This window comes from Amycolatopsis kentuckyensis, assembly GCF_041679295.1.
In the GTDB taxonomy this organism is placed as follows: Bacteria; Actinomycetota; Actinomycetes; order Mycobacteriales; family Pseudonocardiaceae; genus Amycolatopsis; species Amycolatopsis kentuckyensis_A.
Map to the genome: position 1 here is coordinate 1,190,119 of NZ_JBGDMD010000001.1, position 26,650 is coordinate 1,216,768.

Annotated in this window: 25 protein-coding genes; 9 read left to right on the forward strand and 16 right to left on the reverse strand. The window is 71.7% G+C overall.

Features of this window, described 5'->3' with window-relative positions; genetic code table 11:
- Positions 1 to 15 precede the first annotated feature (15 nt).
- The 8 genes from ACERZO_RS05570 to ACERZO_RS05605 all read right to left on the reverse strand — a co-directional run bounded on the left by ACERZO_RS05570 (position 16) and on the right by ACERZO_RS05605 (position 7,909).
- Positions 16 to 1,155 carry a M20 family metallopeptidase gene (locus ACERZO_RS05570; RefSeq protein ID WP_372662715.1) on the reverse strand — a complete coding sequence of 380 codons (1,140 nt, stop codon included), beginning with the start codon at positions 1,153 to 1,155 and terminating at the stop codon, positions 16 to 18.
- Positions 1,152 to 2,138, reverse strand: a complete 987-nt coding sequence (locus tag ACERZO_RS05575; protein ID WP_372662717.1) for a ketopantoate reductase family protein — start codon at positions 2,136 to 2,138, stop codon at positions 1,152 to 1,154. The genes ACERZO_RS05570 and ACERZO_RS05575 overlap by 4 nt, the downstream gene beginning before the upstream one ends.
- Positions 2,131 to 2,910, reverse strand: a complete 780-nt coding sequence (locus tag ACERZO_RS05580; protein ID WP_372662720.1) for an SDR family NAD(P)-dependent oxidoreductase — start codon at positions 2,908 to 2,910, stop codon at positions 2,131 to 2,133. The genes ACERZO_RS05575 and ACERZO_RS05580 overlap by 8 nt, the downstream gene beginning before the upstream one ends.
- On the reverse strand, positions 2,910 to 4,193 hold the full coding sequence (locus ACERZO_RS05585; protein WP_372662723.1) for an MFS transporter: 1,284 nt from the start codon (positions 4,191 to 4,193) through the stop codon (positions 2,910 to 2,912). Before ACERZO_RS05585 ends, ACERZO_RS05580 begins: the two co-directional genes overlap by 1 nt.
- A complete protein-coding gene (locus ACERZO_RS05590) occupies positions 4,190 to 5,077 on the reverse strand; it encodes a polysaccharide deacetylase family protein (RefSeq protein ID WP_372662727.1) in 888 nt (295 codons plus the stop codon). The genes ACERZO_RS05585 and ACERZO_RS05590 overlap by 4 nt, the downstream gene beginning before the upstream one ends.
- Positions 5,074 to 6,081, reverse strand: coding sequence for an Lrp/AsnC family transcriptional regulator (locus ACERZO_RS05595; RefSeq protein WP_372662730.1), 1,008 nt, complete (start codon positions 6,079 to 6,081; stop codon positions 5,074 to 5,076). The genes ACERZO_RS05590 and ACERZO_RS05595 overlap by 4 nt, the downstream gene beginning before the upstream one ends.
- Positions 6,082 to 6,299: 218 nt before the next feature.
- Positions 6,300 to 7,241 (reverse strand): carbohydrate kinase family protein, encoded by a 942-nt coding sequence (locus tag ACERZO_RS05600; RefSeq protein WP_372662733.1) that lies wholly within the window; start codon positions 7,239 to 7,241, stop codon positions 6,300 to 6,302.
- Entirely contained in the window at positions 7,238 to 7,909 is a 672-nt protein-coding gene (locus ACERZO_RS05605; protein WP_372662736.1) for a class II aldolase/adducin family protein, read from the reverse strand. The genes ACERZO_RS05600 and ACERZO_RS05605 overlap by 4 nt, the downstream gene beginning before the upstream one ends.
- A gap of 55 nt (positions 7,910 to 7,964) precedes the next feature.
- Between ACERZO_RS05605 and ACERZO_RS05610 the strand changes: the two genes are divergently transcribed.
- The 3 genes from ACERZO_RS05610 to ACERZO_RS05620 are packed head-to-tail and all read left to right on the forward strand — an operon-like array spanning position 7,965 to position 9,836.
- The gene (locus tag ACERZO_RS05610) at positions 7,965 to 8,561 is read left to right on the forward strand and encodes a TetR/AcrR family transcriptional regulator (RefSeq protein WP_372662739.1); all 597 of its coding nucleotides are present in this window, start codon (positions 7,965 to 7,967) and stop codon (positions 8,559 to 8,561) included.
- 10 nt (positions 8,562 to 8,571) lie between these two features.
- Entirely contained in the window at positions 8,572 to 9,369 is a 798-nt protein-coding gene (locus ACERZO_RS05615) for a thymidylate synthase (RefSeq protein WP_372662742.1), read from the forward strand.
- Positions 9,366 to 9,836, forward strand: coding sequence for a dihydrofolate reductase (locus tag ACERZO_RS05620; protein ID WP_372662745.1), 471 nt, complete (start codon positions 9,366 to 9,368; stop codon positions 9,834 to 9,836). The genes ACERZO_RS05615 and ACERZO_RS05620 overlap by 4 nt, the downstream gene beginning before the upstream one ends.
- 62 nt (positions 9,837 to 9,898) lie before the next feature.
- Here the strand turns inward: ACERZO_RS05620 and ACERZO_RS05625 are convergent, their stop codons facing one another.
- From ACERZO_RS05625 to ACERZO_RS05635, 3 genes are all read right to left on the reverse strand, one after another.
- Positions 9,899 to 10,987: an alpha/beta hydrolase family protein gene (locus tag ACERZO_RS05625; RefSeq protein ID WP_372662748.1), complete on the reverse strand. Its 1,089-nt coding sequence runs from the start codon at positions 10,985 to 10,987 to the stop codon at positions 9,899 to 9,901.
- 67 nt (positions 10,988 to 11,054) lie between these two features.
- On the reverse strand, positions 11,055 to 12,119 hold the full coding sequence (locus ACERZO_RS05630; RefSeq protein ID WP_372662751.1) for a DmpA family aminopeptidase: 1,065 nt from the start codon (positions 12,117 to 12,119) through the stop codon (positions 11,055 to 11,057).
- On the reverse strand, positions 12,116 to 12,718 hold the full coding sequence (locus ACERZO_RS05635) for a TetR/AcrR family transcriptional regulator (protein WP_372662754.1): 603 nt from the start codon (positions 12,716 to 12,718) through the stop codon (positions 12,116 to 12,118). Before ACERZO_RS05635 ends, ACERZO_RS05630 begins: the two co-directional genes overlap by 4 nt.
- Before the next feature lie 120 nt (positions 12,719 to 12,838).
- On the opposite strand from ACERZO_RS05635, the gene ACERZO_RS05640 reads away from it, so the two are divergent.
- Positions 12,839 to 14,215 (forward strand): APC family permease, encoded by a 1,377-nt coding sequence (locus ACERZO_RS05640; protein WP_372662757.1) that lies wholly within the window; start codon positions 12,839 to 12,841, stop codon positions 14,213 to 14,215.
- 122 nt (positions 14,216 to 14,337) lie between these two features.
- Positions 14,338 to 16,017 carry an SIR2 family protein gene (locus ACERZO_RS05645; protein ID WP_372662760.1) on the forward strand — a complete coding sequence of 560 codons (1,680 nt, stop codon included), beginning with the start codon at positions 14,338 to 14,340 and terminating at the stop codon, positions 16,015 to 16,017.
- A gap of 540 nt (positions 16,018 to 16,557) precedes the next feature.
- On the opposite strand, the gene ACERZO_RS05650 is transcribed toward ACERZO_RS05645, so the two are convergent.
- The 4 genes from ACERZO_RS05650 to ACERZO_RS05665 form a co-directional block, all read right to left on the reverse strand.
- Positions 16,558 to 17,106 carry a snapalysin family zinc-dependent metalloprotease gene (locus ACERZO_RS05650; protein WP_372662763.1) on the reverse strand — a complete coding sequence of 183 codons (549 nt, stop codon included), beginning with the start codon at positions 17,104 to 17,106 and terminating at the stop codon, positions 16,558 to 16,560.
- 123 nt (positions 17,107 to 17,229) lie between these two features.
- Positions 17,230 to 17,802 (reverse strand): TetR/AcrR family transcriptional regulator, encoded by a 573-nt coding sequence (locus ACERZO_RS05655; RefSeq protein ID WP_372662766.1) that lies wholly within the window; start codon positions 17,800 to 17,802, stop codon positions 17,230 to 17,232.
- 2 nt (positions 17,803 to 17,804) lie between these two features.
- Positions 17,805 to 19,289, reverse strand: a complete 1,485-nt coding sequence (locus tag ACERZO_RS05660; protein WP_372662769.1) for an MFS transporter — start codon at positions 19,287 to 19,289, stop codon at positions 17,805 to 17,807.
- A gap of 71 nt (positions 19,290 to 19,360) precedes the next feature.
- A complete protein-coding gene (locus ACERZO_RS05665) occupies positions 19,361 to 19,624 on the reverse strand; it encodes a hypothetical protein (RefSeq protein WP_372662771.1) in 264 nt (87 codons plus the stop codon).
- A gap of 229 nt (positions 19,625 to 19,853) precedes the next feature.
- Between ACERZO_RS05665 and ACERZO_RS05670 the strand changes: the two genes are divergently transcribed.
- On the forward strand, positions 19,854 to 20,084 hold the full coding sequence (locus ACERZO_RS05670) for a hypothetical protein (protein WP_364453870.1): 231 nt from the start codon (positions 19,854 to 19,856) through the stop codon (positions 20,082 to 20,084).
- A gap of 77 nt (positions 20,085 to 20,161) precedes the next feature.
- On the opposite strand, the gene ACERZO_RS05675 is transcribed toward ACERZO_RS05670, so the two are convergent.
- The gene (locus ACERZO_RS05675) at positions 20,162 to 21,331 is read right to left on the reverse strand and encodes an ROK family transcriptional regulator (RefSeq protein ID WP_372662958.1); all 1,170 of its coding nucleotides are present in this window, start codon (positions 21,329 to 21,331) and stop codon (positions 20,162 to 20,164) included.
- A gap of 138 nt (positions 21,332 to 21,469) precedes the next feature.
- Between ACERZO_RS05675 and ACERZO_RS05680 the strand changes: the two genes are divergently transcribed.
- Genes ACERZO_RS05680 through ACERZO_RS05690 form a run of 3 tightly spaced genes read left to right on the forward strand, consistent with a single transcriptional unit; the run spans position 21,470 to position 26,606 of the window.
- Entirely contained in the window at positions 21,470 to 22,900 is a 1,431-nt protein-coding gene (locus tag ACERZO_RS05680) for an APC family permease (RefSeq protein WP_372662774.1), read from the forward strand.
- Positions 22,897 to 25,719, forward strand: coding sequence for a glycoside hydrolase family 2 protein (locus ACERZO_RS05685; RefSeq protein WP_372662777.1), 2,823 nt, complete (start codon positions 22,897 to 22,899; stop codon positions 25,717 to 25,719). Before ACERZO_RS05680 ends, ACERZO_RS05685 begins: the two co-directional genes overlap by 4 nt.
- On the forward strand, positions 25,716 to 26,606 hold the full coding sequence (locus ACERZO_RS05690; protein WP_372662780.1) for an ROK family protein: 891 nt from the start codon (positions 25,716 to 25,718) through the stop codon (positions 26,604 to 26,606). Before ACERZO_RS05685 ends, ACERZO_RS05690 begins: the two co-directional genes overlap by 4 nt.
- Positions 26,607 to 26,650: the final 44 nt, after the last annotated feature.

Genomic DNA, 26,650 nt, shown 5'->3' on the forward strand with positions numbered 1-26,650 from the left:
AGCAGTATGCCGGGGTCACCCGGCCAGGCGGTGCAGAACGGCGGCCGCCAGCGCCGTGCGTTCCAGCATTCCCTCGACGCTGATGTGCTCGTGGCGCGCGTGGGCGCCGTCGCCGACCGCGCCGAACCCGTCCAGGACCGGGTGGCCCAGCGCCGCCACGAAGTTTCCGTCGCTCGCGCCCCCGACCGAACACTCCCGCAGCGTGACGCCCAGTTCCGCGGCCTCCTCGCGGGCCAGCTCGTACAGCCGCGCGATGGCGCCGGACCGTTCCATCACCGGGCGGTTCCAGCCGCCGGTCACCTCGACCGCCGCGCGCGGGTCGTGCGCCTTCAGCGCCGCGAGGCCCGCGTCGATGCGGGCCGCCTCGGCCGCGCTGGACACGCGGACGTCGATCTCGCCCGCCGCCGCGCCCGCGATCACGTTCTGCCGGGTGCCGCCGGTGACCACACCGACGTTCACCGTCGTCCCCGCGTCCACATCGGACAGTCCGTGCAGCGCGAGCACCGCCCGGGCCAGCTCGTCGACCGCGCTCGCGCCCTTCGCCGGGTCCAGCCCGGCATGCGCTTCGACACCGGTCGTGTGCACCTGGAACAGGCCGACGCCCTTGCGTGCGGTCTTCACCGCGCCGTCGGCACTGGCCTCGAACACCAGCGTCGCACGGGTACCCTCCGCCGCCTCCTCGATCACCGGCCGGGACGCCGGGCTGCCGATCTCCTCGTCGCCGTTGAGGACCAGCCGCACGGCCGGGCGCGGCTGCCCCGCCGCGTCGAGCGCGCGTAGCGCCCACACCGCGTGCACCAGACCGGACTTCATGTCGAAGATCCCGGGGCCGGTCGCGCGGTCGCCGTCCACGGTGAACGGCCAATCGTCCAGGGTCCCGAGCGGCCACACGGTGTCGTAGTGGCAGAGCAGGAGCACCGGTTCGCCGGCGCCCGGGAAGTCGTAGACCTTGATGTCGCCGTACCGCCCGCCGTCGACGTCCCGGACGTGATCGGGTGCGCCGAGGCGTTCGCGCAGCCAGCTGTCCACCCAGGACAGTCCCGCGGACAGCGCCGCCTTGTCGTCGCTCGGCGTCTCGATGGAGACGTAGGCGGCGACGTCGGCGAGCAGGTCGTCGCGGTGCGCGCGCACCCATTCGTGCAGTTCGCGGATCACAGCGCTCGCTCCAGTTCGACGAGGTGGTCTTCGGACATCGCGGCGGCGCCGGTCTCGACGTCGCGCAGCCGGGTCAGCATCGCCCGCAGCAGCGGGACGTCCGCCGCGGCGAGCACCGGCGCGTAGTGGTGGTGCACTTCGATCGAGCGGTGCCGGACGGCGATGTCGCGCCAGATGCCGCTGCGGTCCTTCGGCTGGGTCCGCAGCCACGCGACCAGCCGGTCGGTCGCCGCCTCGCGGCCGGACGCGCCGGGCAGGTACGCGGCCGGGTCGAACTGGTCGAACGGTTCCAGGACCCGGTCGCCCGCCGCCGCGAGGACCTCGGCGGTGAGGGCGTGCATGAGCGGGCGGTGCCGGTCGATGAGGTCCGCCATCGGCGCGTCGGCCAGCGCGGTCGTGGTGAGCATCGCGCCGAAACCGAGCTTCGCCCACAGGTAGCCCTCGACGTTGGCGGTCGCCTTCGCCGGACCCCAGGCCTGCAGGTCGGCGACGACCTCTTCGACGCGGTCGCTGATCCGGCCGTCCGGCTCGCCGACGACCAGCGCGCCGAGGCCGCCGTCCCGCACGACCCCCGGCTCGACGACGTCGGCGAAGAGGTTGACGAACGCTCCGACCGTCCTTTCCGGACCGACGTACGCCGCGATCACCCCCTCGTTGAGCCCGTTCTGCAGGGACACGACGAACCCGTCGCCGGCCAGCCGCGGCGTCAACCACGGCAGCACGGCCTCGGTGGCCTGGGCCTTGACGGCCAGCAGCACCCGGCCGAACGCCGGCGGGGCGTTCTCCGGCAGGAAAGCCGGCAGCGCCACGGTTTCGTCGCCGCCGGGGCGGCGGAGGGTGAGGCCGCGGGCCGCGATCGCGGCGACGTGGGCCGGGTCGGCGTCCACAATGGACACCGGGTGGCCGGCGCGGGCGAGGTGGAACGCGAGCGTCCCGCCGATCGCGCCGCCGCCGACGACGGTGTACGAGCGCCGGTCAGACATGCGCTTCCTTTCCTCGCTGGACGGCCGTCTCGCCGTCCCAGTGCAGTGGCAGGCCGGCCGCGCCCGCCATCGAACCGCCGTCGACGCGCAGGACGGCGCCGGTGATCCAGGCGGCTTGCGGACCGGCGAGCCAGTACACGGCGTCGGCGATCTCGCGCGGCTCGCCGCGTCGCCCGAGCGGGTTGACCGACACCGCGGCCGCGTACGCCTCGGTGACCGGGTTGGCGTCGCTGTCGACGGTGACGAAGCCCGGGCTCACCGCGTTCACGCGGATGCCGTGCGGACCCAGCTCGACCGCGCAGGCCTTGGTGACCATCTCCAGGGCGGCTTTCGACGTCGCGTAGTGCGCGGCGCCGGGACGCGCGCGGGTCGCCGCGCCGGAGGAGATGTTGACGACGGCGCCGGTCGTGCCGGCTCCGACGTGCGCGCGTCCGAAAGCGACAGTCGTCAGCAGCGCGGCCCGCACGTTGACGTCCTGCACGCGGTCCCACACCGCCGCCGTCATCTCCAGCAGGGGAGTGGCGGGGTAGATCCCGGCGGCGTTGACGAGGACGTCGACCGCGCCGGCCCGGTCGACGAGCCCTTCGACGTAGCCGGTGTCGGCGAGATCGCCGGGCAGCTCGACGACGTCGGCAGGCAGCCGACCAGCCACTGTGGACAGTTCCGCCGCACGCAGGTCGGACAGGACGAGCCGGTCGCCCGCTTCGGCGAACCGGGCCGCGATCGCGGCGCCGATGCCGCCGCCGGCCCCGGTGACGAGCACGGTCCGCACTACAGCTCCTTCCCCTTGGTCTCCGGCATGGTGAGGTAGACCGCGACGCCGATGAGCGCGGCGACGGCGACGTAGACCCACACGAGGTTCCCGAGGTGGTGGGCGTTGAGCCACGTCGTGACGTACGGCGCAGTGCCGCCGAAGATCGCCACGGCGAGCGCGTACGGCAGGCCGATGCCGGTGGTGCGGACCTCCGGCGGGAACTGCTCGGCCATGATCACCGCGCAGTTCGCCGAGTACCCGACGATCAGGACCACGCCGATCAGCTCGATGACGAAGACGCTCCAGAAGCTGTTGCCGAGGAAGTGGAACGCGGGCCAGGCGAACACCACGAACCCGCCGGCGAACGCCGTCATGGTCGCCTTGCGGCCGATCCGGTCCGACAGCAGGCCGCCGAAGGGCAGCAGCGCGATGAACACGACCATGGCCAGGGTGTTGGCCAGCAGCGCCGTCTTCAGCGGGATGCCGGTGGCCAGGTGGGCGTAGGCCGGCATGTAGGAGACCCACACGTAGTAGATCAGCGTCCCGGCGATCGTCACGCCGGCGACGCGCAGGGCGGCCTTCGGGTGGTCGCGCAGCATCGCCACCAGCGGGTTGCGCCGCGGTTTCGCGCTGATCTTGCTGAACGCCTCGGTTTCGTGGACCGACACCCGCAGCCACAGGCCGACCAGGCCGAGCAGCCCGGCGACGCCGAACGCGAGCCGCCAGCCCCAGCCGCGCAGGTCGGCGTCGGACAGCGTCGAGTTGAGGATCGTGCCCATCAACGCGGCCAGCAGCGAGCCGAGGCCGACCGACACCTGCTGCCACGAACCGGCGAACGCGCGGCGGCCGGGCGCGGCCGACTCGATGAGGAACGCCGATGACGAACCGAACTCGCCGCCCGCGGAGAAGCCCTGCACGAGCCGGGCCAGCAGCAGCACGATCGGGGCGAGCACGCCGATCTGCGCGTAGGTGGGGGTGAGCGCGATGACGATCGACGCCCCGGCCATCAGCGAGATGGTGAGCGTCAAGCCCTTCTTGCGGCCCCGGCGGTCGGCGTACGCGCCGAGCACCGCGCCACCGATGGGCCGCATGACGAACCCGACGGCGAACACGGCCAAAGTGGACAGCAGGGCGGTGGTTTCGTTGCCACCGGCGAAGAACTGGCCGGCGAAGACCGGGGCGAACGTCGCGTAGACGGCCCAGTCGACCCATTCGACGGTGTTGCCGACGGCGCCGGCGACGATTGCCTTGCGCTGCTGCGGCGTCAAGCGGTGGCTGACGACGGTGTCCACTGTGGTCATGGCTGCTCCTGGCGGACGTGGCCGACGATCTGCGCGTGCGTGGCGAACCAGACGCCGTCGTGGCCGGCGATGTGGTCGAGGAGTTCGTCGAGGACGGTCAGGCGCGAGCGGTGACCGATGATGTGCGGGTGCATGGTGAGCTGGAAGATGCCGCCGTCGGCGTAGGCGGCGTCGAACTCGTCGCGCCAGATCGAGAGCACGCCGCGCGGCGGGGTGTAGGGCCGCAGTGACGCGAACCGGTCCATCATGAAGTACGGCGCGTCGTCGCGGATCCACTCGACCGGCAGCTCGACGACCCCGGTCGGCTCGCCGTGCTCGAGGAGCTCGTAGCAGTCGTCGTCGGCCATCAGCGAGGAGTCGTAGGTCAGCCCCAGTTCCCGGGTGATGGCGAGGGTGTGGGCCGAGAAGTCCCAGGACGGCGTCCGGATCCCGACCGGCCGGGTGCCGGCGAGGCGTTCCAGGACGTCGGCGGCGCGGAAGGCGAGGTCGCGTTCCTCGGTCTCGGTGAGTGCGGTGTTGCGCTCGTGGATCCAGCCGTGCAGCGCCACTTCGTGCCCGGCGTCCACATAGGACTTCACTTCGCCGTCGTGGAGCAATGCCGAGACGGCGGGCATGAAGAAGGACGCGGGGGCGTTGTACTTGCGCAGCAGCTTGAGGATGCGCGGCACGCCGACGCGGGCGCCGTACTCGCCCTGCGCCAGCTTGCCGGGCAGGACGTCGCCGTCGCGCAGGGAAGGCGTCTCGTGGTCGGAGTCGAAGGACAGCGCGACGGCGACCTTCGCGCCGCCGGGCCACGCGGCCGGGCGCAGCGGCCGCCCCGCGCGCACGTGCTCGACGTGCCCGCGCCACGTCTTTTCGTCCCACTGCCAGGGCTGGTCGGTCATGCGTCCTCCAAGCTGGCGGCGGACGTCGGGGCCCACGCGCGCTTGAGCGTCGAAACCTGCAGGGTCACGTCGGCCTCCCGGAGCCCGGGCAGCGCGCCGACGACGTCGGTGGTGTGGCGGTAGAGCTCGCCGTAGTGGCGCAGGACGATCTGGCCGACGAGGTTGAACCGCCCGGTGGTGGCGGAGAGGTACTTCGTGCCGGGGTGGGCGGCGAGCTGCTGCCCGGCGCGGTCGAGCTCGCCGGGGACGACGGAGAGCCAGAGCATGAATTCGAGGGCGTAGCCGAACATGGCGGGCTCGGCGAGCGTCCGGAAGCGCAGGCAGCCGCGTTTGACGAGCGAATCGACGCGACGGGCCACAGTGGACTCGCTGGTGCCGACCAGTTTGGACACTTCCTTGAAGGGCAGCCGGCCGTCCTCGCCGAGGGCGGCGCAGAGGGCGAGGTCGAGTTCGTCGAGCTGCTCGGGCGGGCGCTCCCAGTGCTGCTCTTCGAACGGCCGGACGTCGCCGCCGCGCAGGTCTTTCGCGGCGGCGGGGCTCAGCTCGCCGGAGTCCCAGTCGTGGTTGGAGGTGAAGGTCCGCATGACGGCGAAGGTCTCGGCGCCCCGGATGGCCTCGGCGGCGGGGAAGCCGTGCTCCTGCAGGCCGGCGATGTCGGCGTAGGAGGGGAGAACGAACTCGGCGGAGCAGTCGGCGCTCCCGGCGAGCACGCTGGCGTACCGCACATCGGGCCGGGCGGCGAGGGCCTCGGCCACGGTGGCGGCGGCGCCGGGCCGGCATTTCAGCCGGGCGATGACGGGCACGCCGAGGCCGCAGCGCAGGACATCGACGACCCCGATGACCCGGAGGCGGCCGCTTTCGGTGAGCTTTTCGGCCCGCCGGAGCACGGTGGACTCGCTGGCCCCGACGTGCCGGGCAACGGCACCCCAGGACGCCCGGCCGTTGAGCTGCAGGGCCGCGACGATGCGGCGGTCCAGCTCGGAGGTCTTGGCTTCGTTCTGCACAGGAGGCATCCTGAATGCAGGAATTCGTCAAGTCAAGGGGTGGCAATGCAGGAAAGCTGCAAGTGTAGGGGCGAGCACCCCAAGGTGGCCTTCGGTGCTCCTCCCATGCCCCCACCGCCACCCTCAACGGAGGCGCTTCGCGCCGCAGTGTCATTCAACGCACCGAAGGCGGCCTTGGGTGCGTGAGACGCACCCAAGGCCGCCTTGGGGCGCTGGGGTCAGTCGAGCGGGAGCACCGGGGTCGCCGCCGCGAAGGCGTCTGCCGCCGCCAGGTCGAACTCGCCGTGGTCGCTGCCCAGTCCCTGGGCCACCAGCCCCGCTGCCGCGCAGCCCAGCACCGCCGCCTCCCGCAGTGACCGGCCCAGACCCACGCCCCGGAGGAACCCGGCCGAGAACGCGTCGCCGCAGCCGGTCGTGTCGACCACCGGCACCGCGAACGCCGGTACCGAGATCGTCTCCCGCGGGGTCACCACCAGTGCTCCCCGCGACCCGCGCGTGACCGCCACGCACCCGACCCCGCGCTCCAGCAGCGCGTGCGCGCCGTCCTCCAGCGAGTCCGCGCTCGTCAAGCCCAGGACCTGCTCTTCGTTCGGCAGCAGGTAGTCCACAAAGGACAACGCGGGCTCGATCCAGGCGAGCACCCCCGGATCGCCGGGCGCCAGCAGGTCGGCCGAAGTGACCACGCCCGCGGACCGAGCCGGTCCCAGCAGGGAAGCAGCAGCCGCCCCGCCCATCAGCTCCGGCCCGCCCAGGTGCAGGTGGGTCACGCCGGCCAGCGACGCCGCCGGGAATTCCGCCGGTTCGATACCCAGGTTCGCCCCCGGCACGTGGAACGCCGGCCGGCTGCCGTCGGGACGGATCGGGAGCACCGACGCCGACGTCTGCACCCCCGTCCGCCGCAGCACCAGCGACGTGTCGACGCCGTACCGGGCGAGCATCGTCAGCAGCAGGTCGCCGATCGGGTCGTCGCCCACCGCGCCCGCCGTCCGGACGCCGGCGCCGAGCTTCGCCAGCGTCACCGCCGTGCCCGCCGCCGTCCCCGCCGGGGCGAAGCGGATCTGCTCCACCAGCGCCGCGCCCTGGCCCTCCGGGATCGCCGACACCGGCCGGACCTGGACGTCGAACACGTGCGCCCCCAGCGTCACGACGGTCTGCGTCACCCGTCCTCCCAGCGCCGCGGGCGGCCGTAGCCGCTCCGGACCGCTGCGGTCACGACGGCTTCCTGCTGCCCGTCGTCCAGCGCCCGCGGGACGCCGAGCGTCGCCGCCCGGACGTACAGGCCGCACGCCCACTCCAACAGCAGCGTGTGGTCCATCGCCGCTTCCAGGGTCGGGCCGTGGACGATCGCGCCGTGGTTGGCCAGCAGCGCCGCCGCCTTGCCTTCCAGGGCCGCGAGGGTGCCCGCGGCCAGCTCCGCCGACCCGAACACCGCGAACGGCGCGACCCGGACCGCGCCGCCCAGCGCGAGCTGCTGGTAGTGCACGCAGGGCAGCTCGTCGAGCACCAGCGACACCGCGGTGGCCTGCGGGGAGTGCGTGTGCACCACCGCGCCCGCGCCGAAGCGCCGGTAGATCCCCAGGTGCAGCTCGAGTTCCGACGTCGGCGCCAGCTCGCCGTCGACGATCCTGCCGTCCAGGTCGACGACCGTGACGTCCGACGGTCCGGCCGTGCCCAGCACGACCCCCGTCGCGGTCACCGCCACGTGCTCACCGGTCCGGACGCTCACGTTGCCCGCCGTGCCGATCAGCAGGCCTTCCGCGGCGAGGCCGTTGCTCGCCCGGGCCACCGCCCGCCGGGCGTCGTCGAGCGCTGAACTTCCCGCTGCCATGCCCCGAGGCTAGGATAAACCCGAAACAAAGTCACGTTCAGGTTTGAGGAGGCCCATGCCGGGGCGGGTACCACGCCAAGCCCGGGCCCGCGAGAAGCTGGCCCGGGTGCTCGAGGCCGCGGACCGGCTGCTCGCCGAGGAGGGCGTCGAGGCCTTGACGACGACCCGGGTCGCCGCCGCGGCCGGCGTGTCGGTCGGGACGCTGTACCAGTACCTCCCCGACCGCGACGCCATCACCGAAGCGCTGGCCGACGGCTACCTCGCCCGCCTCGAAGACCTCATGACGGCCTTCACCGACCAGGCCGCGCGGGAGACCTGGGGTGATCCCGTCGGCCTGCTGGTCGATGCCTTCGCCGCGCTCTACCGCGCCGAACCCGGCTTCCGCGCCCTCTGGCTGGGCCGCGGCCTCACCGCGGCGACGCGCGAAGCCGACATCGCCCACAAGCGCGTGATGGCCGCCGGCGTGCACCGCGTGCTCGTCGCCCAAGGCCGGCTCCGCGACGACGAAGCGGCCGCGACGGCGTGCCGGACCGCGTTCCTCGCCGCCGACGCCGTGATCCAGGAGGCGTTCCGCGCCGACCCCGACGGCGCCGCCGCGCTGCTCGACCAGCTGAAGGCGATGCTGCGGGCCTATCTGGAGCGGCTCGTCTAGGCTCGCGGGCATGCCCGACACGCAGTACGAAGACCTGCTCCGCCACGTTCTCGACACCGGCGCCCGCAAGGCGGACCGCACCGGCACCGGCACGCGGTCGATCTTCGGGCACCAGCTGCGCTACCGCCTGGCCGACGGCTTCCCGTTGATCACGACGAAGAAGGTCCACTTCCGCTCGGTCGCCTACGAGCTGCTGTGGTTCCTGCGCGGCGACCGCAACGTCCGCTGGCTGCAGGACAACGGCGTCACGATCTGGGACGAGTGGGCCGCGCCGGACGGCGACCTCGGCCCGGTCTACGGCGTCCAGTGGCGGTCGTGGCCGACCCCGGACGGCGGGCACGTCGACCAGATCGCCGAGGTCCTGCGCACGCTGCGCGAGAACCCGGACTCGCGGCGGATCATCGTGTCGGCGTGGAACGTCGGGGAGATCCCGCAGATGGCGCTGCCGCCGTGCCACGCGTTCTTCCAGTTCTACGTCGCCGACGGCGAGCTGTCGTGCCAGCTGTACCAGCGCAGCGCCGACCTGTTCCTCGGCGTGCCGTTCAACATCGCCAGCTACGCGCTGCTGACGCACATGATCGCCGAGCAGGTCGGCCTGCGCCCCGGCGACTTCATCTGGACCGGCGGCGACTGCCACATCTACGACAACCACGAGGAGCAGGTCCGCAGGCAGCTCGCCCGGGACGCGCGGCCGTTCCCGACGCTGAGCCTGAAGGACGCGGACAGCCTGTTCGAGTACACCTACGACGACTTCGCGCTCGACGGCTACGACCCCCACCCGGGCATCAAAGCGCCGGTGGCGGTGTGATCGGGCTGGTCTGGGCCCAGTCGGCGAACGGGGTGATCGGCCGCGACGGCACGCTGCCGTGGCACCTGCCGGAGGACCTGAAGCACTTCCGCACGCTCACGGCGGGCGCGACCGTCCTCATGGGACGCCGCACGTGGGAGTCGCTGCCGCCGCGGTTCCGGCCGTTGCCGGGCCGGCGCAACCTGGTGCTGTCGGCCACCCCGCAGGAGGGCGTCGAAACGTTCCCGGAGCTGGCCCCGGCGGTGGACGCGGTGTCCGGCGACGGCTGGGTGATCGGCGGCGCGGCCGTGTACCGGGCGGCGCTGCCGTTCGCGGACCGGATCGTCGTGACGGAGATCCGGGAGACGTTCGAGGGCGACACGCGGGCGCCGGACGTCGGGCGGGCGCCGGACGTCACCGGGGAGTGGCAGGAGTCGTCGACCGGGCTGCACTACCGGTTCGTCGAGTGGGGTAACTCCGCGCGCTGAGCGGCTTTCCACCATCCGCCGGTTGACGCGGTAATCACCGGAGGTCGGAGATCGCCCGGAAATCAGTGCCGCAGATACCGGTCGAAGAACGCGCTCAGCGCCGCGCGTTGCCCGGCGATGCTCCGCCCCGCGTCCACGGTGCCGATGAACGGTGCGAGCGCCGCCGGGTCGAGGCCGAGCCGGGGGAGGAGCGCCTGGTAGTCCGTGTAGCTGAAGTGCTCGCCGTCCGCCAGGTGGCCTTGGTGGACCGGTGCGCGCCGGTGGCTCAGGAACTCCTGCCACGAAGCGTCGGACGCCGCGCTGTGGTCGCCGGCGCTCAGCAGCAGGAACGGCCGGTCCAGGCCTTCGTCGGCCACGCGGCCGAAGTCGCGGGTGGACTGGGAGTAGGCCATGCTGCCGTCGAGGTCGGCGCCCGCGGCGATGCGGCGGTCGTGCACCATCGTCTCGCCGGTGGTGAACCCGCCCGCCGAATGGCCGGCCATGCCGACCCGGGAGAGGTCGAGGGACAGCCCGGCGGGCAGCGCGGCGGCGCGGGCCAGGGTTTCCAGGGTGTCGAGGACGAACCGCGTGTCGGCCACCCGCGTGGCGATCAGCAGCTTGCCGTCGGTTCCGGGCGGGAGCGCCCGCCGTTCGACGCGGCCGTCGGGGAACTCGACCGCCGCCGGTTCGTGGGTGTGGTCGAGCGCCACCGTCACGTAGCCCTCGCTGGAAAGCTGCTCCAGCAACGCCGTCCCGACCGAGCGCGGGTACTTGGCGCCCGGCGAGTAGAGCACGACGGGTCGTCGCCCCGCCGCGGCGGGAGCGTCGGCGCGGGCGTGCGCCGGGAAGGTGTAGCCGAGCCGGTCGGCGGCGATGCCGAGCTGACGCGCGTCCTCTTCGGCGATGAGCCGCGCGGCTCCCGGCGCAATGTACGGCGTCCTCGGGCCGCCGCCGGGCCGCGCCGGGTACCGGACCGTCACCATCAGCTCCCGCGTCGTGCCCGCGACCCACGGGTCCGGCCGGGCGTGGTCGACGAGGTGCAGGTCGGTGCGGCCGACGGCGTACGGCCCGGTCGGCGCGGGCAGGCCGAGCGCGGCCGGCGCGGCGGCGGCCGCGGAAACCGTGGTGGTCAGGAGGACGCCGGTGAGCCCGGCGAGGAGGGCTTTTCGCATGGTTCGACCGTATTGTCGCGGTGCCCGCGTGCCATCGGGACGATCACCGATTTCGCCCCGGTCAGGGTCACCCGAGCCAGTGCGAGACCGGCAGCCCGGGCACCCGGCGGCCCCGGTGGCCGGTCGTCTCGCGGCCGGCGGCCAGCGCGTTGAGCACGGCCTCCTCGACGGCCTGCACGACCGCCTCGAAGAACGGGTCGATCCGGCCCCACGGCACGAACCGCAGCGTCTCGTACTCGGCGGCCGCCGTGCGGGGGAACGTGCTGGTCAGCGCGCCCGGGTTCGCCGTGCTGAACGCGAGGAAGAGGTCGCCGGAGAAGTGCGAGCCCGTCGTGCCCGTGCGGGCCAGGCCGAGCGGGACGCGGCGGGCGAGCGCGCTGCACTGGCCCGGCAGCAGGGGCGCGTCCGTCCCGACGACGACGATCACCGAGCCCGCGCCTGCCGGGGCGGGCGCCCACTCGTCCATCGGGTTGTCGGCCGTCAGCGCGAGCCCGACCGGCGAGCCGGCGACGGTGAGTTCGCGCCGGCTGCCGAAGTTGGCCTGCACCAGCGCGCCCACCGTGTACTCGTCCGCGCCGTGAGCCACGATGCGGGACGCCGTGCCGGTGCCGCCTTTGAAGCCGTAGCAGGTCATCCCGGTGCCGCCGCCGACCGAGCCCTCCGCGACGGCGCCCGGGCGGGCCCCGTCGATCGCCGCCACCGCGTGTCCACTGTGGATCGTCGGGGCGTTGATGTCGTTGAGGTAGCCGTCCCACGTCTCGGCGACCACCGGGAGCAGCCACTCCGCCGCGACGTCGGGCCGTTCGCGCACCACCCAGTCGACGACGCCGCGGTGGCACGGCCCGACGGCGTGGGTGTTGGTGATCAGCACCGGCAGGGTGAGCGACCCGGTCTCGGCGAGCCACGCGGTGCCGGTCATCTCGCCGTTGCCGTTGAGCGAGGACGTCCCGGCCGCGCACGGCACCGCGAAGCCGCCGCGGCCGCGGGGGAGGACCGCGGTGACGCCGGTGCGCACCGACTCGCCCTCGATCAGCGTCGTGTAGCCGACTTCGACGCCGGGGACGTCGGTGAGCGCGTTGTGCGTGCCGGGCCGGCCGGGCAGCGTGACGCCCAGGTCGCGGGCACGGGTCATCGGAGGTCCTCCAGGGCGCAAGCAGTGCGGGCGTAGGACAGCAGCATCGCTTCGGCGGTGGCCCGCTCCAGCGACGGCACGGCCTGGGTGAGGTGCAGGCCGTAGCCGTCTTCGAGGGCGACGAGGTTCCGCGCGATCGCGACCGCGTCGGCGGTCAGGGTGAACTCGCCGGTCGCGGCGCCGGCCTCGAGGATCCCGGTGTAGATCCGCACCTGCCGCTCGTACAGCGCGATGTGCCGGGCGGCGTAGGCGGGGTCGCGGCGGGCGATCGTGCCGAGTTCGTAGAGCAGGACGCACAGTTCGTCGTCCGGCCCGGTGGGCAGGCCGCCGCGGATCGTGGCGAGCAGCCGGTCCCGCGGCGTCCCGCGCCGGGCGGTCTCCTCCCGCCGGGTGCAGAAGCGTTCGACGGCTTCGTGCTGCACCTGCTGAAGGAGATCGGTGAGGGTGGGGAAGTAGTAGAGCACCGAGCCGGAGGAGAGCCCGGCGCCGTCGGCGATGTCCCGCAGCTTCAGGTTGAGGACCCCGCGTTCGACGACGGCGCGGCGTGCCACCGCGATCAGCTCGGCCCGCCGCTCGGGCGCCCTGCTCGGTCGTGCCATGCGGATCATTCTTCGAAGGATCTTCGAAAAAAGCAAGAGCTTGACTTGTCCGCGGTGAGCGCCTTTGATGCGTGGTCACCTGGTTGTTCGAAGGAGCTTCAAAGAACTGGAGGCCCGGTCGTGACCACCCCTGCGCTGCGCCGCGGACTGCGGACCCTCGGCACCCTGCTCATCACGCTCTCGGCGATCAGCCCCGCGTCGTCGGTGTTCATCATCGCGCCGGGGGTGCTGACCGGCGCCGGCACCGGCGCGTTCCTGAGCTTCGCGGCCGCGGCGGTCGTCGGCGTGTTCATGGCGTTCGTCTACGCCGAGCTGGCGTCGGCGTTCCCGCTGGCCGGCGGCGAATACGCGATCGTCGCGCGCACCCTCGGCCGGCTGCCGGGCTTCGCCGTGCTGGGCCTGATGATCATCACGCAGGTGCTGATCGTCGCGGTGATCGCGCTCGGCGTCGGCACCTACCTGGCCGTGCTGTGGCCCGGCCTGCCCGGGCCGGCGGTCGCCGCGGTGACGTGCGTGCTGGCCGCGGTGGTCGGCGTGTTCGACATCAAGCTGAACGCGTGGGTGACCGGCGTCTTCCTGGCCATCGAGGTCCTCGCGCTGGTCGTGGTGAGCGCGCTCGGGTTCCTGCACCCGGCGCGGCCGGTCACCGACCTGCTGGCGCACCCGGTGGCGGCGGACGGCGGCCCGGCGACCGTCGGCGCCATCGCGATCGCGGTGGCCGTGGCGATGTTCGCCTACAACGGCTACGGCTCGGCGGTCTACTTCGGCGAGGAGACCCAGGACGCGCCGCGCGGCATCGCCCGCGCGATCCTGCTGGCGCTGGCGATCACGGTGGTCGCCGAGCTCGTCCCGGTGACGGCAGTGCTGGTGGGCGCGCCCGACCTCGGGGAGCTGTTCGGGGCGGAGAACATGCTGTCGGCGTTCATCTCCGCCCGCGGCGGCGGCACCCTCGACACGGCGATCAGCCTCGCGGTGGCGCTCGCGATCGTGAACGCGGTGCTCGCGATCGTCCTGATCAGCTCCCGCCTGGTGTTCAGCAGCGGCCGGGACCGCGCGTGGCCGGGCGCGATCAACCGCGCGCTGGCGGCGGTCCACCCGCGCTTCGGCACCCCGTGGGTGGCGACGATCGGCACGGGAATCGTGGCGGCGGCGTTGTGCTACGTCGACCCGAAGCTGCTGCTGGTGGTGACGAGCACGTCGATCGTGGCGGTGTACGCGGCCCTCTGCCTGGGCGCGATCAACGGCCGCCGCACCGGCGCGACAGCCCACGCGCGGTACCGGATGCCGTGGTTCCCGGTCGCGCCGGTGCTGGCGTTGGTGGTCCTGGTGTTCGTGGTCTACCAGAACCTGCTGGACCCGGCGGTGGGCCGGCCGAGCCTGATCGTCACCGCGGCGATCGTGGTGCTCGCCGCGGGGTACTACGGGGTGGTGCTGCGCCGCCGCGGCGGGTGGCAGCTCGCCGAGGACGTCGTCCCCGAGGACTCGGCGCGCACCTGAGAGATCCGTTCCGCAGCTGGACAAAAGCCGGACAATCCGCACGGGCGCCTTGTGTCGCCGTTCTTCCGCCGCCGATCGTGTGAGGAAGCGGAAAGACAGCGCGAAGCGCGGCGAGGGCGAGCATGCACGGGAGTTTCCACTCGAAAATCGTCGATCCCGGGGTGTTCGAGAAGGGCGACACGTTTTCCTTCCGCTCCCAGCCGTACCTGCGGGAGCTGTTCGAAACCGTCCGCGACCGGGCGCTGCCGCTGACCATCGTCGTCGGCGCGGGGGTTTCGATGAACTCGAGCCTGCCGTCCTGGCGCGCGTTGATCGACAAGATGACCGCGACGATAGCCGACCCCGAGGTCCGCAACCTCGCGAGCCGGGACGGCGCCGACCTCATGCGGAAAGCCGAGATCATCCTCCAGCTGATCAAGGACGAGAACCGCAACATCCAGGACCACGAGATCATCCGCGACGCCTTGTACCAGCGCGATCTGCAGGTGATCCCGGGCGAGCTGGCGAAGTCGATCGCCCGGCTGGCCTACGCGACCCGGGCGGACACCCGGCTGCTGACGACGAACTTCGACATCATCCTCGAGGAGTCCCTGCTGGCCTACTTCGCCGAGAAGGACGTCAAGTCGTTCTCGATGAGGCCCGGCGGGAGCACGGCCTGGACGGAGTGGAACACGCACCCCGACCACGTGGGCGTCCTTCACCTGCACGGCCTGGTCCGGCAGGCCCGCAACCCGGAAGAGCCGATCATCCTCACCGAGTCCCAGTTCCTCAAGTACGGCGCCCAGGTCCGGGAGATCATCTCGGCCTCCCTGGAGAACGCCTGCACGCTCTTCATCGGGCTGAGCATGTCCGACCCGAACCTCGTGGGGCCGCTCTACGAAAGCGCGCCGGCGACCTCGCCCCGGTTCTCGCTCGTGGTGCCGCCGGCGGTGGACGACGTGTCGCCGACCCAGGCCGCCCGGTACGCCATCAGCTCCGCGCGCTACCTCGAAAAGATGCTGGGGCTCAAGCCGATCTTCCTCAAGTCCCACTCGCAGCTGAACCAGGCGATCTCCGACCTCGCGCTGGCGGTGGTGGAGCCGGACCGCTACCGGCCCGGCGTGGAGAGCGCCGACTCGCTCGTCTACAGCCGCCGGCTCACCAAGGCGCTGGACACCTGCTACACCGCGATCGGCTGCGAGCAGCACGCCGAAATCCCGGCGGGGAACGCCGCCGAAGACCTCACCACCAGGCTGCACGACGCGCTCGAAATCCCGGGCGGGCCGCTCGACGTCCTGCGCGATCTCGCCCAGGACTACGACGAGCACGTCCTCGGGACCAACACCGGCGAGAACTTCGGCCTGTTCCTGTGGCTCCGCACCCGCGGCCAGGAGAACGGGCGGCGGCGCTACACCATCAACCTGGTCGGCACTTCCGTCTACACCCACCGCGAGGAGTGGTCGCTGCGGCACCACGTGACCGTCGACCGCGGTTCGGACTTCGCCGCCGCGCAGGCGGTCTTCACGGGCGCTCCGCAGGCGGCGAACCTGACGCCGTCACCCATCGCCCAGATCTGGCGGGGCATCCTCGCCGCGCCGATCCTGATGTCGGGAACCGGGAGCGATCACGTCATCGGCGGCGAGCCGGCCGACGTGCTCACGGTCGGGGCGATCACGTTGAATTCGACGTTCGTCGTCAACCCGAACGGGGACGACGTCGCGCCCCGTGACCTGTCGCTGATCAGCAAACTGGACTCCGAACGCACCAACCAGCTCCTGGTCAGCCTCCAGCTGGCCGCGGAGTACGCGATCAACCTCGGTTAGCGCGCTATTTCTTGGACGACCTGGCCTTGATCTTCGGGACCGGACCGGGCACCGACACGTAGACGGAATTCCCGACTTTCCGCCGCGGCGACTGGTCGATGATCGATTCCCCGGGAGGATCCGGGGAAGGGGCTTCCCGCTCGGGAGCGGCCGCATCGGTGGTCATGGCTTCAGCACCTTTCGCGTCGCGTGCCGGGTACCTCTGCAGGGACGGTCTCACAGCGGCCTGGAAGAGCGGTCGAACGACACTCTGCGCTGTTCAGCGTACGCCGTTCGGGGCTTGCTCCCGCGATTGTCCCGGTCGAGGTCCTCATGCGACAACCCTCCGCATCGGATCTGTCGATCGGTCGTCCGGGAATGCCTCCGCACGGGCATTCAAACGGTAGCAGTCCGCGTCACCCGTGTTACTGCAGGTAGCACGATCGTGATAGCGGCCGGCACCCGGAAGTCGCGTTTTCCGCGGGCGTTGTTACGTCGATCCTTTTCACCGGAAAACGCGGCGGCCCCGGGGCACTCGCCCCGGGGCCGCCGAGTGGGCGATCAGAAGCCGTAGATCGTTTCGTAGGCCTGCTGGTTCGCCGCCACGAGGCCGTTGGCCCACAGCGAGTTCACCCGGGCGCGCTCGGTCGCGTTCGGCACCGCGTTGGTGCAGGACGGGCCGGGGCCGCCACCCGACATCAGTTCCGAGCACGGGCCCGAGTAGTGGTCCGGCAGCCCGAGGGCGTGACCGGTCTCGTGCGCCGCGATGCGGGTCGGGTTGTACTGGCGGGCCTGGGTGTAGTCGATGAAGATGGTGCCGCTGCCGTGCCCGTTGGTCGAGGCGTAGGAGCCGCGGGGGTCGTTGCCCTCGGTGTAGCGCAGGCTGGCGCCGGAGTTGCGCTCGACCAGCCGGACGTTGGTGACGCTGTTGTTCCAGTTGGCAGCGCCGGCGTTGATCACCGAGCGGAACGACGGCGCGCTGGCGGTGCTGTAGTAAACCGTGGTGACCGCCGCTTCCTGCTCGGTGGCGGCCGACGCGGTTCCCGCGGCCAGCGGGGTCATGGTCAGGGCGAGCGCGACAGCGCCGGCCAGGGCGAACTTCCTCGACATCGGAAGACTCCTCGTGGGGGACGGGGATTTGCCGGATTTGCGCGCGCTGTCGAAAATTTACCGGTTGTTAGCCTGCACCGGAGCCGACTTCCGTAGGGCGGTGCAAGTGGTGATTTACCAACACTAAGCGCGGGTTGACAAAGTCCCGGTCGTCAGGTCGAGGAGCTGCTGTTCGAGTTCGCGCGCCGCGGCGACGTCGATGCCCGCGCCCCACAGCGGCGCCGTGCTTGCGCCGTCCGCCGCCGCGATCACCAGGGTGATCACCGAGCCGGGGAGGCCGTCGGCGCGCAGGTCGCGGTCCCAGCGCTCGGCGTCCGCGCGGGCCAGCTCGGCGATCTCCGGGATCGAGATCAGCTGCGCGATCAGGGCGATGTTCTCGCGGATCGCGACCTCGTCGTACGACGTGTCCAGCGACGCCCGGACGTACGCGCGCGTCAGCCGGCCCGGTGCGGTGTCGGCCGGGTCCAGCGCCGCGTGGACCTCGGCGCGGAAGGTGTCGAGGAGGTCCTGCGCCAGGGTGCGGACGAGCGCGTCCTTGGCGGGGAAGTGGTACAGCAGCCCGCCTTTCGACACCCCGGCCGCCTTCGCGATCTCGTCGAGCGACGCGGCGATCCCCCGCGTGCGGATGACGGTCCCGGCCGCGTCGAGCAGCGCCCGGCGCGTTTCTTCCGGGCCGCGCCCGGCTTTGCGAGGCATGCTCAGTCCTTTCCGGACGGAATCGTACGCCAGGCGAGCACCGCGGCGACGGCGGTGACCGCGGCGGCCGCGAGCGACGTCACCTGCATGGCGCCGGTGAACGCTTCGCGCGCCGCGTGCGCGAGCCCGGACTGGGGGTCGAGCGCGTTCGCCGCCGCCGCGAGGGAATCGCGGACCTCCGCCGGGAGCGGGCCGGCGGGCAGGAAAGCGCGGTAGACCACGGTGACGAGCGACCCGAGGATCGCGATGCCCAGTGCCGCACCGAGTTCGTACGCGGTCTCGGAGATCGCGGACGCCGACCCGGCCTTGTCGCGCGGCACGGCGGACAGCACCGAGTCGACGGTGAGCGTCAGCGCGAGGCCGACCCCGAGCCCGACCGGGACGAGCGTCAGGCCGAGCCACCAGTACTGCGGCATCCGTTCGGCGACGGCGACCAGCGCCAGGCCCAGCGCGGCGAGGGCCAGGGCCGCGGCGACGGCCCGTCCGCGGCCGAGCCGGCCGGCGACCACCCCGACGGCGGCCACGACGACGATCGACGCGAGCGTCGCCGGCATTTCCGCGAAGCCGGCTTGCAGGGGCGAGAAGCCGCGGACGAGCTGCAGGTACTGGGAGAAGAAGAACAGCAGGCCCATCAGCGCGAAGACCGCGATGAAGCTGGCGAGGACGGCGCCGCTGAAGGCGCCGTTGCGGAACAGGGTGACGTCGATCAGCGGGTCGGCCGCGCGCTTCTGCCGGCGCACGAACAGGACGCCGGCGGCGATGCCGACGGCGGCGGCCACGGCGACCTGCGCGTCGAGCCCGCTGCTGACGGCGTGCTTGACCGCGTAGACGAGCGGGACGATCGCGGCCATCGACAGGGCGGCCGAGAGCACGTCGAAGCGGCCGGGGTTCGGGTCGCGCGACTCCGGCAGCAGGATCGCGCCGGCGATCAGGAACACGATGACGATCGGCACGTTGATCAGGAACACCGAGCCCCACCAGAAGTGTTCGAGCAGCATCCCGCCGACGAGCGGGCCGAGCGCGATGCCGCCGCCGGACCCGGCCGACCAGATCGCGATGGCGCGGGTGCGCTCACGGGGGTCGGTGAAGAGGGTGCGGATGAGGGAGAGCGTCGACGGCATGATCGTCGCGCCCGCGATGCCCAGCAGCAGCCGGGCGGCGACGAGGACGCCGGCGGTGGGGGAGAAGGCCGCCAGCGCGGAGGCCAGCCCGAACGCCGCGGTGCCGAGGAGCAGCACCTTCTTGCGGCCGAAGCGGTCGGCCAGGTTGCCGGCGGTGACGAGCAGCCCGGCCAGCGCGAGCGAGTAGACGTCGCCGATCCAGAGGATCTCGACGGCGCTCGGCGCGAGTTCGCGGGTGAGCGACGGGACGGCGAGGTAGAGGACGGTGCCGTCGACGGCGAGGAGGAGGACCGCGCCGACCAGCACGCCGAGCGCCGCCCACCGGCGTCGGTGGCTCAGGACGGGGTGGGACGCGGTGATGGTCATGCCGGTTACTATACCGTCTGGACGGTACAGTAATGTGGGTGAAGCCGGTCACCGCGCTGGTCGGGCGGGAGTCAGTTGCCTCCCGGCTCTTCGCTGAGTTCTTCGGCGAGGATGAGGTTGACGTGCACGGCCGCGTGGCCGAGAACCCGCCGCGCGGCGGCGAGCGCGGTCAGGGCGACGAGCACGCTGGTCCCGACGAGCAGCCCGCCGAGGGTGTCCCCGGGAATGACGGCGGCGATGGAGGCGGCGAGCAGCATGGGCGGCCACCACCGCGCGGGCAGGGCGTGCCGCGGCCGCCGGACGACGGCTCGGGTGCGGTGCCGGTGCATCGCCATGGGTCGCCTCCGTCCGCCGCCGGGTGGGTTATGCATCATGACTGACCGGCTCGTCCGGGTTACCGGGTATTCGCGGTCTGTACACGATCGCCCGAAATACTCCGCCGAACGGCGTAATCGTGCCTGCTGAGGGTGGTGAGCTCGCGTGCGGACGTCACCGCATCGGGGCTCGCAGTCTGTTCGATCATTTGTTAGCCGGCGGCGCCTACGATGGAAGGTGGAGGTGGGCATGACGGCGGAGGAGCTGATGGTCGAGTTCGCCTTGACGCGGTTGGACCACCCGGACCTGGACCTCGAGGACTTGGCGGCGCTGGTCGTGCGGCGGGGTGGGCCGGAGCGGGTGCTGGAGTTCGCGGCGGAGAACTTGGCGGAGCGCGGCGAGTTGAGGGGAGCCCCGTTCCCGACGGCGGTCGAGCACGTGCTGCGGGTGGTGCTCACCCTGCGGGGGCCTTCGGACTGACTCGCCAGGTAGTTCATCCCGCAACCGGCCGAGGGCGACCGATCATTCTCCCCGCAGCGTGACCGGTCGTTCTCCCGCTAACCTTCGCCGGCTGCCCGGCGCAGGCCGCGCCGGTCGAACACCAGCTCCCGAGCCGTCCCCAGCGCCGTCGCGATCGCGCCCGCCAGCACCGCGTCCTCACCCAGCTGGCCCGCCACGATCTCCGGCACCACCGGCACCGTCGCCGCGAGCGCCCGCCGCATCGGGGCGGCCAGCAGGTCCGCGTTGCCGCCGATCCCGCCGCCCAGCACGATCAACCGCGGGTCCAGCACCGCGGTCACCGCCGCGACCACGTAAGCCAGCTTCTCCGCTTCCTCCGCAACCACCCGCGAAGCCCGCGCATCCCCGCCGCGGGCCAACCGGAAAACATCCTTGGCCGACCGCACCGCCAACCCCGAAGCCCGCGCCGCATCCACGACCGCCTGCCCGGCCGCCGCGGTCTCCATCGGCCCCGGCCGCCGAGCGCCCGCACCCGACGGCGACGGACCGAAAGGCAGATCCGCGATCTCCCCCGCCGCCCCGTGGGCGCCGCGGAACAGGCGGCCCTCCACGAGCAACCCCATCCCGATGCCGGTCCCCACCGTCAAGCACACCAGCACGTCCACGCCCAGCGCCGCCCCGAGCGCGTGCTCGCCCACCGCGCACAGGTTCGCGTCGTTCTCCACCACGACGTCCGATCCCGCGCCGGCCAGCGCCGCCACCAGCTCGTGCAGCACTCCGCGCCGCTCCCAGCCCGGGAGGTTCGGCGCGCGGTGGACCGTCCCGGTGGCCGGGTCGGGGACGCCCGGTGTGCCGACCACCGTCGCGACGACGTCGTGCGCGGCCAGGCCGGCCGAAGCCACCGCCCGTTCGACCGATTCGCTTACGGTGCGCACCAAAGCGCTCGCGGAGCGGCACCGGTTGGGCGCGTCGAGCCGCGCGACGATGCTGCCCTCCAGGTCCGCCACCGCGATCCGGATCGCGCGGCGTCCGATGTCGACGCCGACGACGTGGCCCGCGTCCGGCGCCGCCTGGTAGACGACCGCCGCGCGGCCCGGGCCCGCCAGGCTGCGGCCAGTGGTCCGGACCAGTCCGTGCTGCTCCAGATCGAGGAGTGCCTGTCCCACCGTGGGTTTCGACAACCCCGTCTCGGCCGCGATCTGCGGCCGGGTCGCCTCGCCCTGCGTGCGCAGCCGGTCGAGCACGAGACGCTGGTTCAGCGCCCGCATGCTCGCCGGAGTTCCGACCTGCGGCCCGTTTTGCCCCACTGGATCCTCCTGTGTTGCCGCAAGTTTATCGACGGAACTCTTTCGACCCCGCCCGTTATATGTTAAGAAACTTTACTAACTACTAGCCGGAGGCACGTCGTGAGTTCACCCACTCGTTCAGGGGAGCCGCAGCCCGCCCTTGAACGCAAGATCGGCCCCGTGCAGGCCACCGCGATCAACATGACGCAGATGTGCGGTATCGGCCCGTTCGTCACGATCCCGGCCATGGTCGCCACCATGGGTGGCCCGCAGGCGATGTTCGGCTGGATCATCGGAGCGATCGTCGCGCTGGCCGACGGGCTCATCTGGGCCGAGCTCGGCGCCGCGATGCCGGGCGCCGGCGGCACCTACCTCTACCTGCGCGAGGCCTTCCAGTACCGCACCGGCCGCCTGATGCCGTTCCTCTTCGTGTGGAGCGCGGTCCTGTTCATCCCGCTGATCATGTCCACCGGCATCATCGGGCTCGTCCAGTACCTCGGCTACCTGATCCCCGGCGTCACCGACGACGCGGGCACGACCCCGCTCGGCAAGATCATCGGCGTCGGCATCACGCTCGTCATCGTGGCCGCGCTGTTCCGCAAGATCGGCCAGATCGGCAAGCTCACGACGGTCCTGTTCGTGGTCATGCTGGTCGCGGTGCTCACCACCGTCGTCGCCGCGTTCACGCACTTCAGCGGCGCGCAGGCGTTCGCCTTCACCCCGGGCGCGTTCAGCTCGGCCGGCGAGGGCACGTTCTGGGGCGGCCTCGGCGCCGGCCTGATCATCGCGATCTACGACTACCTCGGCTACAACACGACGGCCTACCTCGGCGGCGAGGTCCGCAACCCGGGCCGGACGCTGCCGCGGTCGATCCTCTTCTCCATCGTCGGCATCATGAGCCTCTACTTCCTGCTCCAGGTCGGCGTGCTCGGCTCGGTTCCGCTGGAGGAACTGAAGACGGCCACCTCGGTCGCCTCGACCGTGCTCGAACAGGCGTGGGGCACCGCGACGGCGAAGGTCGTCACGGTCTTCATCGTCGTCGCGGCCATCGGCTCGGTGTTCGCCGGCCTGCTCGGCGGCTCGCGCGTCCCGTTCGAAGCCGCGCGCGACAAGGTGTTCCTGCCCATGTTCGGCAAGCTGCACCCGAAGCTGAACCTGCCGACCGCGGGCGTGCTCACCATGGGCGCCATCACGATCATCGGCTCGCTGTTCACCCTGACCGACGTCATCAACGCGGCCGTCGCGACCCTCGTCATCATCCAGTCGCTGGCCCAGGTCGTGGCCATCTGGACGTTGCGCCGCCGTCAGCCGAACCTCAAGCGGCCGTACCGGCAGTGGCTCTACCCGGTGCCGACGCTGCTCGCGCTCGTCGGCTGGGTCTACATCTACGTCTCCGCGACGCCGCTCTCGATCGGGCTGTCGCTGGGCTGGATCGCCATCGGCGCGATCGCGTACCTGGTCTACGCCAAGGCCGAGAACACCTGGCCGTTCGGACCCAAGGAGATCAAGGAGGCCTTCGCCTCCGCCGACACCGAAGGGGCTCAGGCATGACGAAGAAGCTCGCGGCGCTCGCCGCGCTGCTGCTCGTTCCCGGCGTGCTCAGCGTCGCCGGACCCGCCGCCGCGCAGGACGTCCAAGCCGACACGGCGAAGCCGCACGGCCTCACCACGATCGGCGCGCAGGGGTGGCAGGTCCTGACCACCGCGAACGTCAAGGACGGCGGCGACAAGGTCTCCACGCCCGGGTACGCCACCCGCGGCTGGCTGCCGGTCAAGCCGGACGACGCGGGCGCGCCCGGCACCGAGATCAACGCCCTGGTGCAGAACGGCAAGTGCCCCGACGTCTTCTACTCCGACAACATGCGCAAGTGCTTCGGGTACGTCGACAAGCTCGGCCCGGTCGTCACGAAGCCGTTTTCCGACCCGTGGTGGTACCGCACCGACTTCACCCCGGACTTCAAGACCGGCCAGCACGCGAAGCTGACCATCCCGGGCATCGTCGGCGAGGGCGACGTCTGGGTGAACGGCAAGCTCGTCGCCACGAAGGACGTCGTGAGCGGCGCGTTCGCCGGGCACACCTTCGACGTCTCGAAGCTGGTCAAGCCGGGCAAGAACACCCTGGCGATCAAGGTCTACCCCAACGACCCGCTGAAGATGTACACGCTCGACCAGGTCGACTGGGGCCAGATCCCGCCGGACAACAACACCGGCATCCAGTTCGCGCCGACGCTGCAGGTGGGGAACGCGCTCACCGGCGACAACGCGCACGTCGTCCAGGACAACGCCGCCGACCTGTCCAGCTCGAAGCTGACGGTGAAGGTCGACGTCACCAACGACGCCGCCACCCCGCAGACCGGCGACGTCGCCGCCACGATCGCCCCGCCGTCGGGCGCGCCGATCGTGGTCAAGCAGCGCGTGACGATCCCGGCGAACACCAAGCGGACCGTCACGTTCGCGCCGGTGAAGATCGGCAAGCCGCAGATCTGGTGGCCGTACTCGATGGGTGACCAGCCGCTGTACACCCTGAGCACCGCGGTCTCGCAGGACGGCGCGCTCTCGACGTCGTCGAAGAGCACCTTCGGCATCCGCACGGTGACTTCGCGCCTGGTCGGGAAGTCCGCGCCGCTGCCCGAGGGCGCACGCCAGTTCACGATCAACGGCAAGGACTTCGTGTTCCGCGGCGGCGGCTTCGCGCCGGACCTGTTCCTGCGCTACGACAAGGCCGACACCGCGCACCAGATCGCGCTGATCAAGAACCTGGGCCTCTCCGGCGTCCGCCTGGAAGGCCACGACATGCCGCAGGACTTCTACGACCAGGCCGACCGCGCCGGCCTGCTGGTCATCGGCGGGTTCCTTTGCTGCGACGCCTGGCAGCCCGAGGACGCCTCGACACTGACCGAGCGCGACTACCGGATCATGCACGACTCGGCGTACACCATCGCGCAGCTGGAGCGGAACCACCCGAGCGTCTTCAACTACGGCTGGAGCGACAACGAGCCGGTGCCGCGCCAGGAGTCCGAGACGCTGAAGGCGTTCAAGGAAGCCGATTTCCAGGTTCCGGTGATCGCCTCGGCGGAGTACAAGAGCACGCCGACGCTCGGGCAGTCCGGCGAGAAGGAAGGCCCGTACGACTGGGTCCCGCCGGCGTACTGGTACGACACCTCGCACTTCGACGCCGACGACTCCTCGCGCACCAACGCGGGTGGTTCGTGGGGCTTCGCGAGCGAGCAGAGCGCCGGGCACACCGTCCCGACGCTGGACTCGATCAAGCGGTTCCTGTCGCCGGCCGAGCAGGCGAAGCTGTGGCAGGACCCGGAATACAACCAGTACCACGCCAACTTCGAGCCGGACCACGGCGGCTACGCGTTCGGCACGCTGTACACGCTGGACCAGTCGATCACGCAACGGTACGGGAGGTGGAGCTCGCTGAAGTCCTATGTGGACCTGGCGAACATCGCGAACTACGAGAACACCCGCTCGCAGTTCGAGGCGTTCCTGCACCACTCCACGGACAAGGACAACCCGTCGACCGGCGTCGTCTATTGGCAGCTGAACAAGGGCTGGCCGACGCTGCTGTGGTCGCTCTACAACGACGACGGCGACCAGGCCGGCGCGTTCTTCGGCGCCAAGAAGGCGAACAAGCCGCTGCACGCGATCTACGGCTACGACAACGGTTCCGTGACCCTGGACAACCTCGGCGCGGGCACGCAGTCCGGGCTTTCGGTGCAGGCACGGGTGATCGACACCGCGGGCAAGGTCTTGGACGACCGGACGGCGTCCGGGCTCTCGCTGGGCTCGCAGGGCGTGAAGACCGGCGTCCTCAAGCCGAAGGTGCCCGCCGAGACGAAGGCGCCGGCGAAGGCGCAGGTCTACTTCGTCGAGCTGCAGGTGAAGCAGGGCGGGAAGGTCGTCGACCGCAACGTCTACTGGCTTTCGACGCAGAAGGACGTCGTCGACTGGGGCAAGACGCTGGGCAACCCGCAGGCGACGCTTTCGCAGTACAGCAACCTGCAGGCCCTGCAGAACCTGCCCGAGTCGCAGGTCAGTGCGGTCGCGTCGACGCGCGCGAACGGCGGCGACCTCGTCTCCACGGTGACCGTGACCAACACGTCGAAGACGCCGGGGGCGGCGTTCTTCCTGCGGGCCGACGTCCGCCGCGGCACGCCGGACGGACGTGAGGCACCGGGGGACAACCAGCTCGCGAACGCGACCTGGGACGACAACGACATCACGCTGTGGCCGGGCCAGTCGCAGACGCTGACCGTCACGTACAAGGCGTCCGACCTGCGGGGTGCGGCGCCGGTGATCAGCGTCGACGGGTTCAACACCGGCCGCATCGTGGTCCGGGGGACAGGAGGGGCTGCGGAGTGAGCAGCGAACAAATTCTCGGGATCGACTTCGGCGGCACGAAGGTGGCGCTGGGGCTCGCCGGCCACGACGGGACTCTGCTGGCCACCCGCCGGCTGGACACCGACGCGCAGGCGGGGGCCGAGCAGGTGGTGGTGCGGGCGCTGGCCGGGGCGCGAGCGCTCCTGGCCGAGTCGGGCGTGGCGCCCACCGCCGTCGGCGTCGTCAGCCCGGGGATCGTGCTGCCGGACCGCATCCTGCTCGCGCCGAACGTCCCGGGCTGGGAGGAGCTGCACCTGGCCGAGCTGGTCGCGGCGGAGTTCCCGGACGTGCCGATTTCGGTGGGCACGGACGCGAAGGCGGCGGCGCTGGCGGAGTGGCGCTGGGGCGCCCTGGAGGGGGCGGACCCGGCGGTGTTCCTGTCGCTGGGCACCGGCATCGCGGCGGCGGTGCTGGTCGGCGGCCGGTTGCTGACCGGCGCCAACGGAGCTGCGGGCGAGATCGGGTACAACCTGCTCTCGCCGCAGGACACCGAGGGTTTCGCAAGCGGAGCGGCGCCGCTTGAGGAAGCCGTCGGTGGGCGTGGGCTGGGCGGCCGGGCGAGCGAGTTGCTCGGCCGCCCGGTCACGGCGGGCGAGTTGTTCGCACTGGCCAAGGAGAACGTCGAGGCGAAGGAGCTGGTGACGGCGGCGCTCGACGAGTTGTCGATGCACGTGGCCAACCTGGCGATCGCGCTGGACCCGCAGCGCATCGCCGTGGGCGGGGGATTGGTGCGCTCGGCGGATGTGTTGCTGCCGGCGCTGGCTGATCGGCTGGCGCACGCGGTGCCGTTCCCGCCGGAGCTGGTGTCGGCGCGGTTCGACCAGGACGCGGCGCTGCTGGGCGCGGTGGCGCTGGCGTTGGGCGGTTAGGCGTCCGGGTGGTGTGCCGGTGCCCCGACCCGGCACGCCACCCG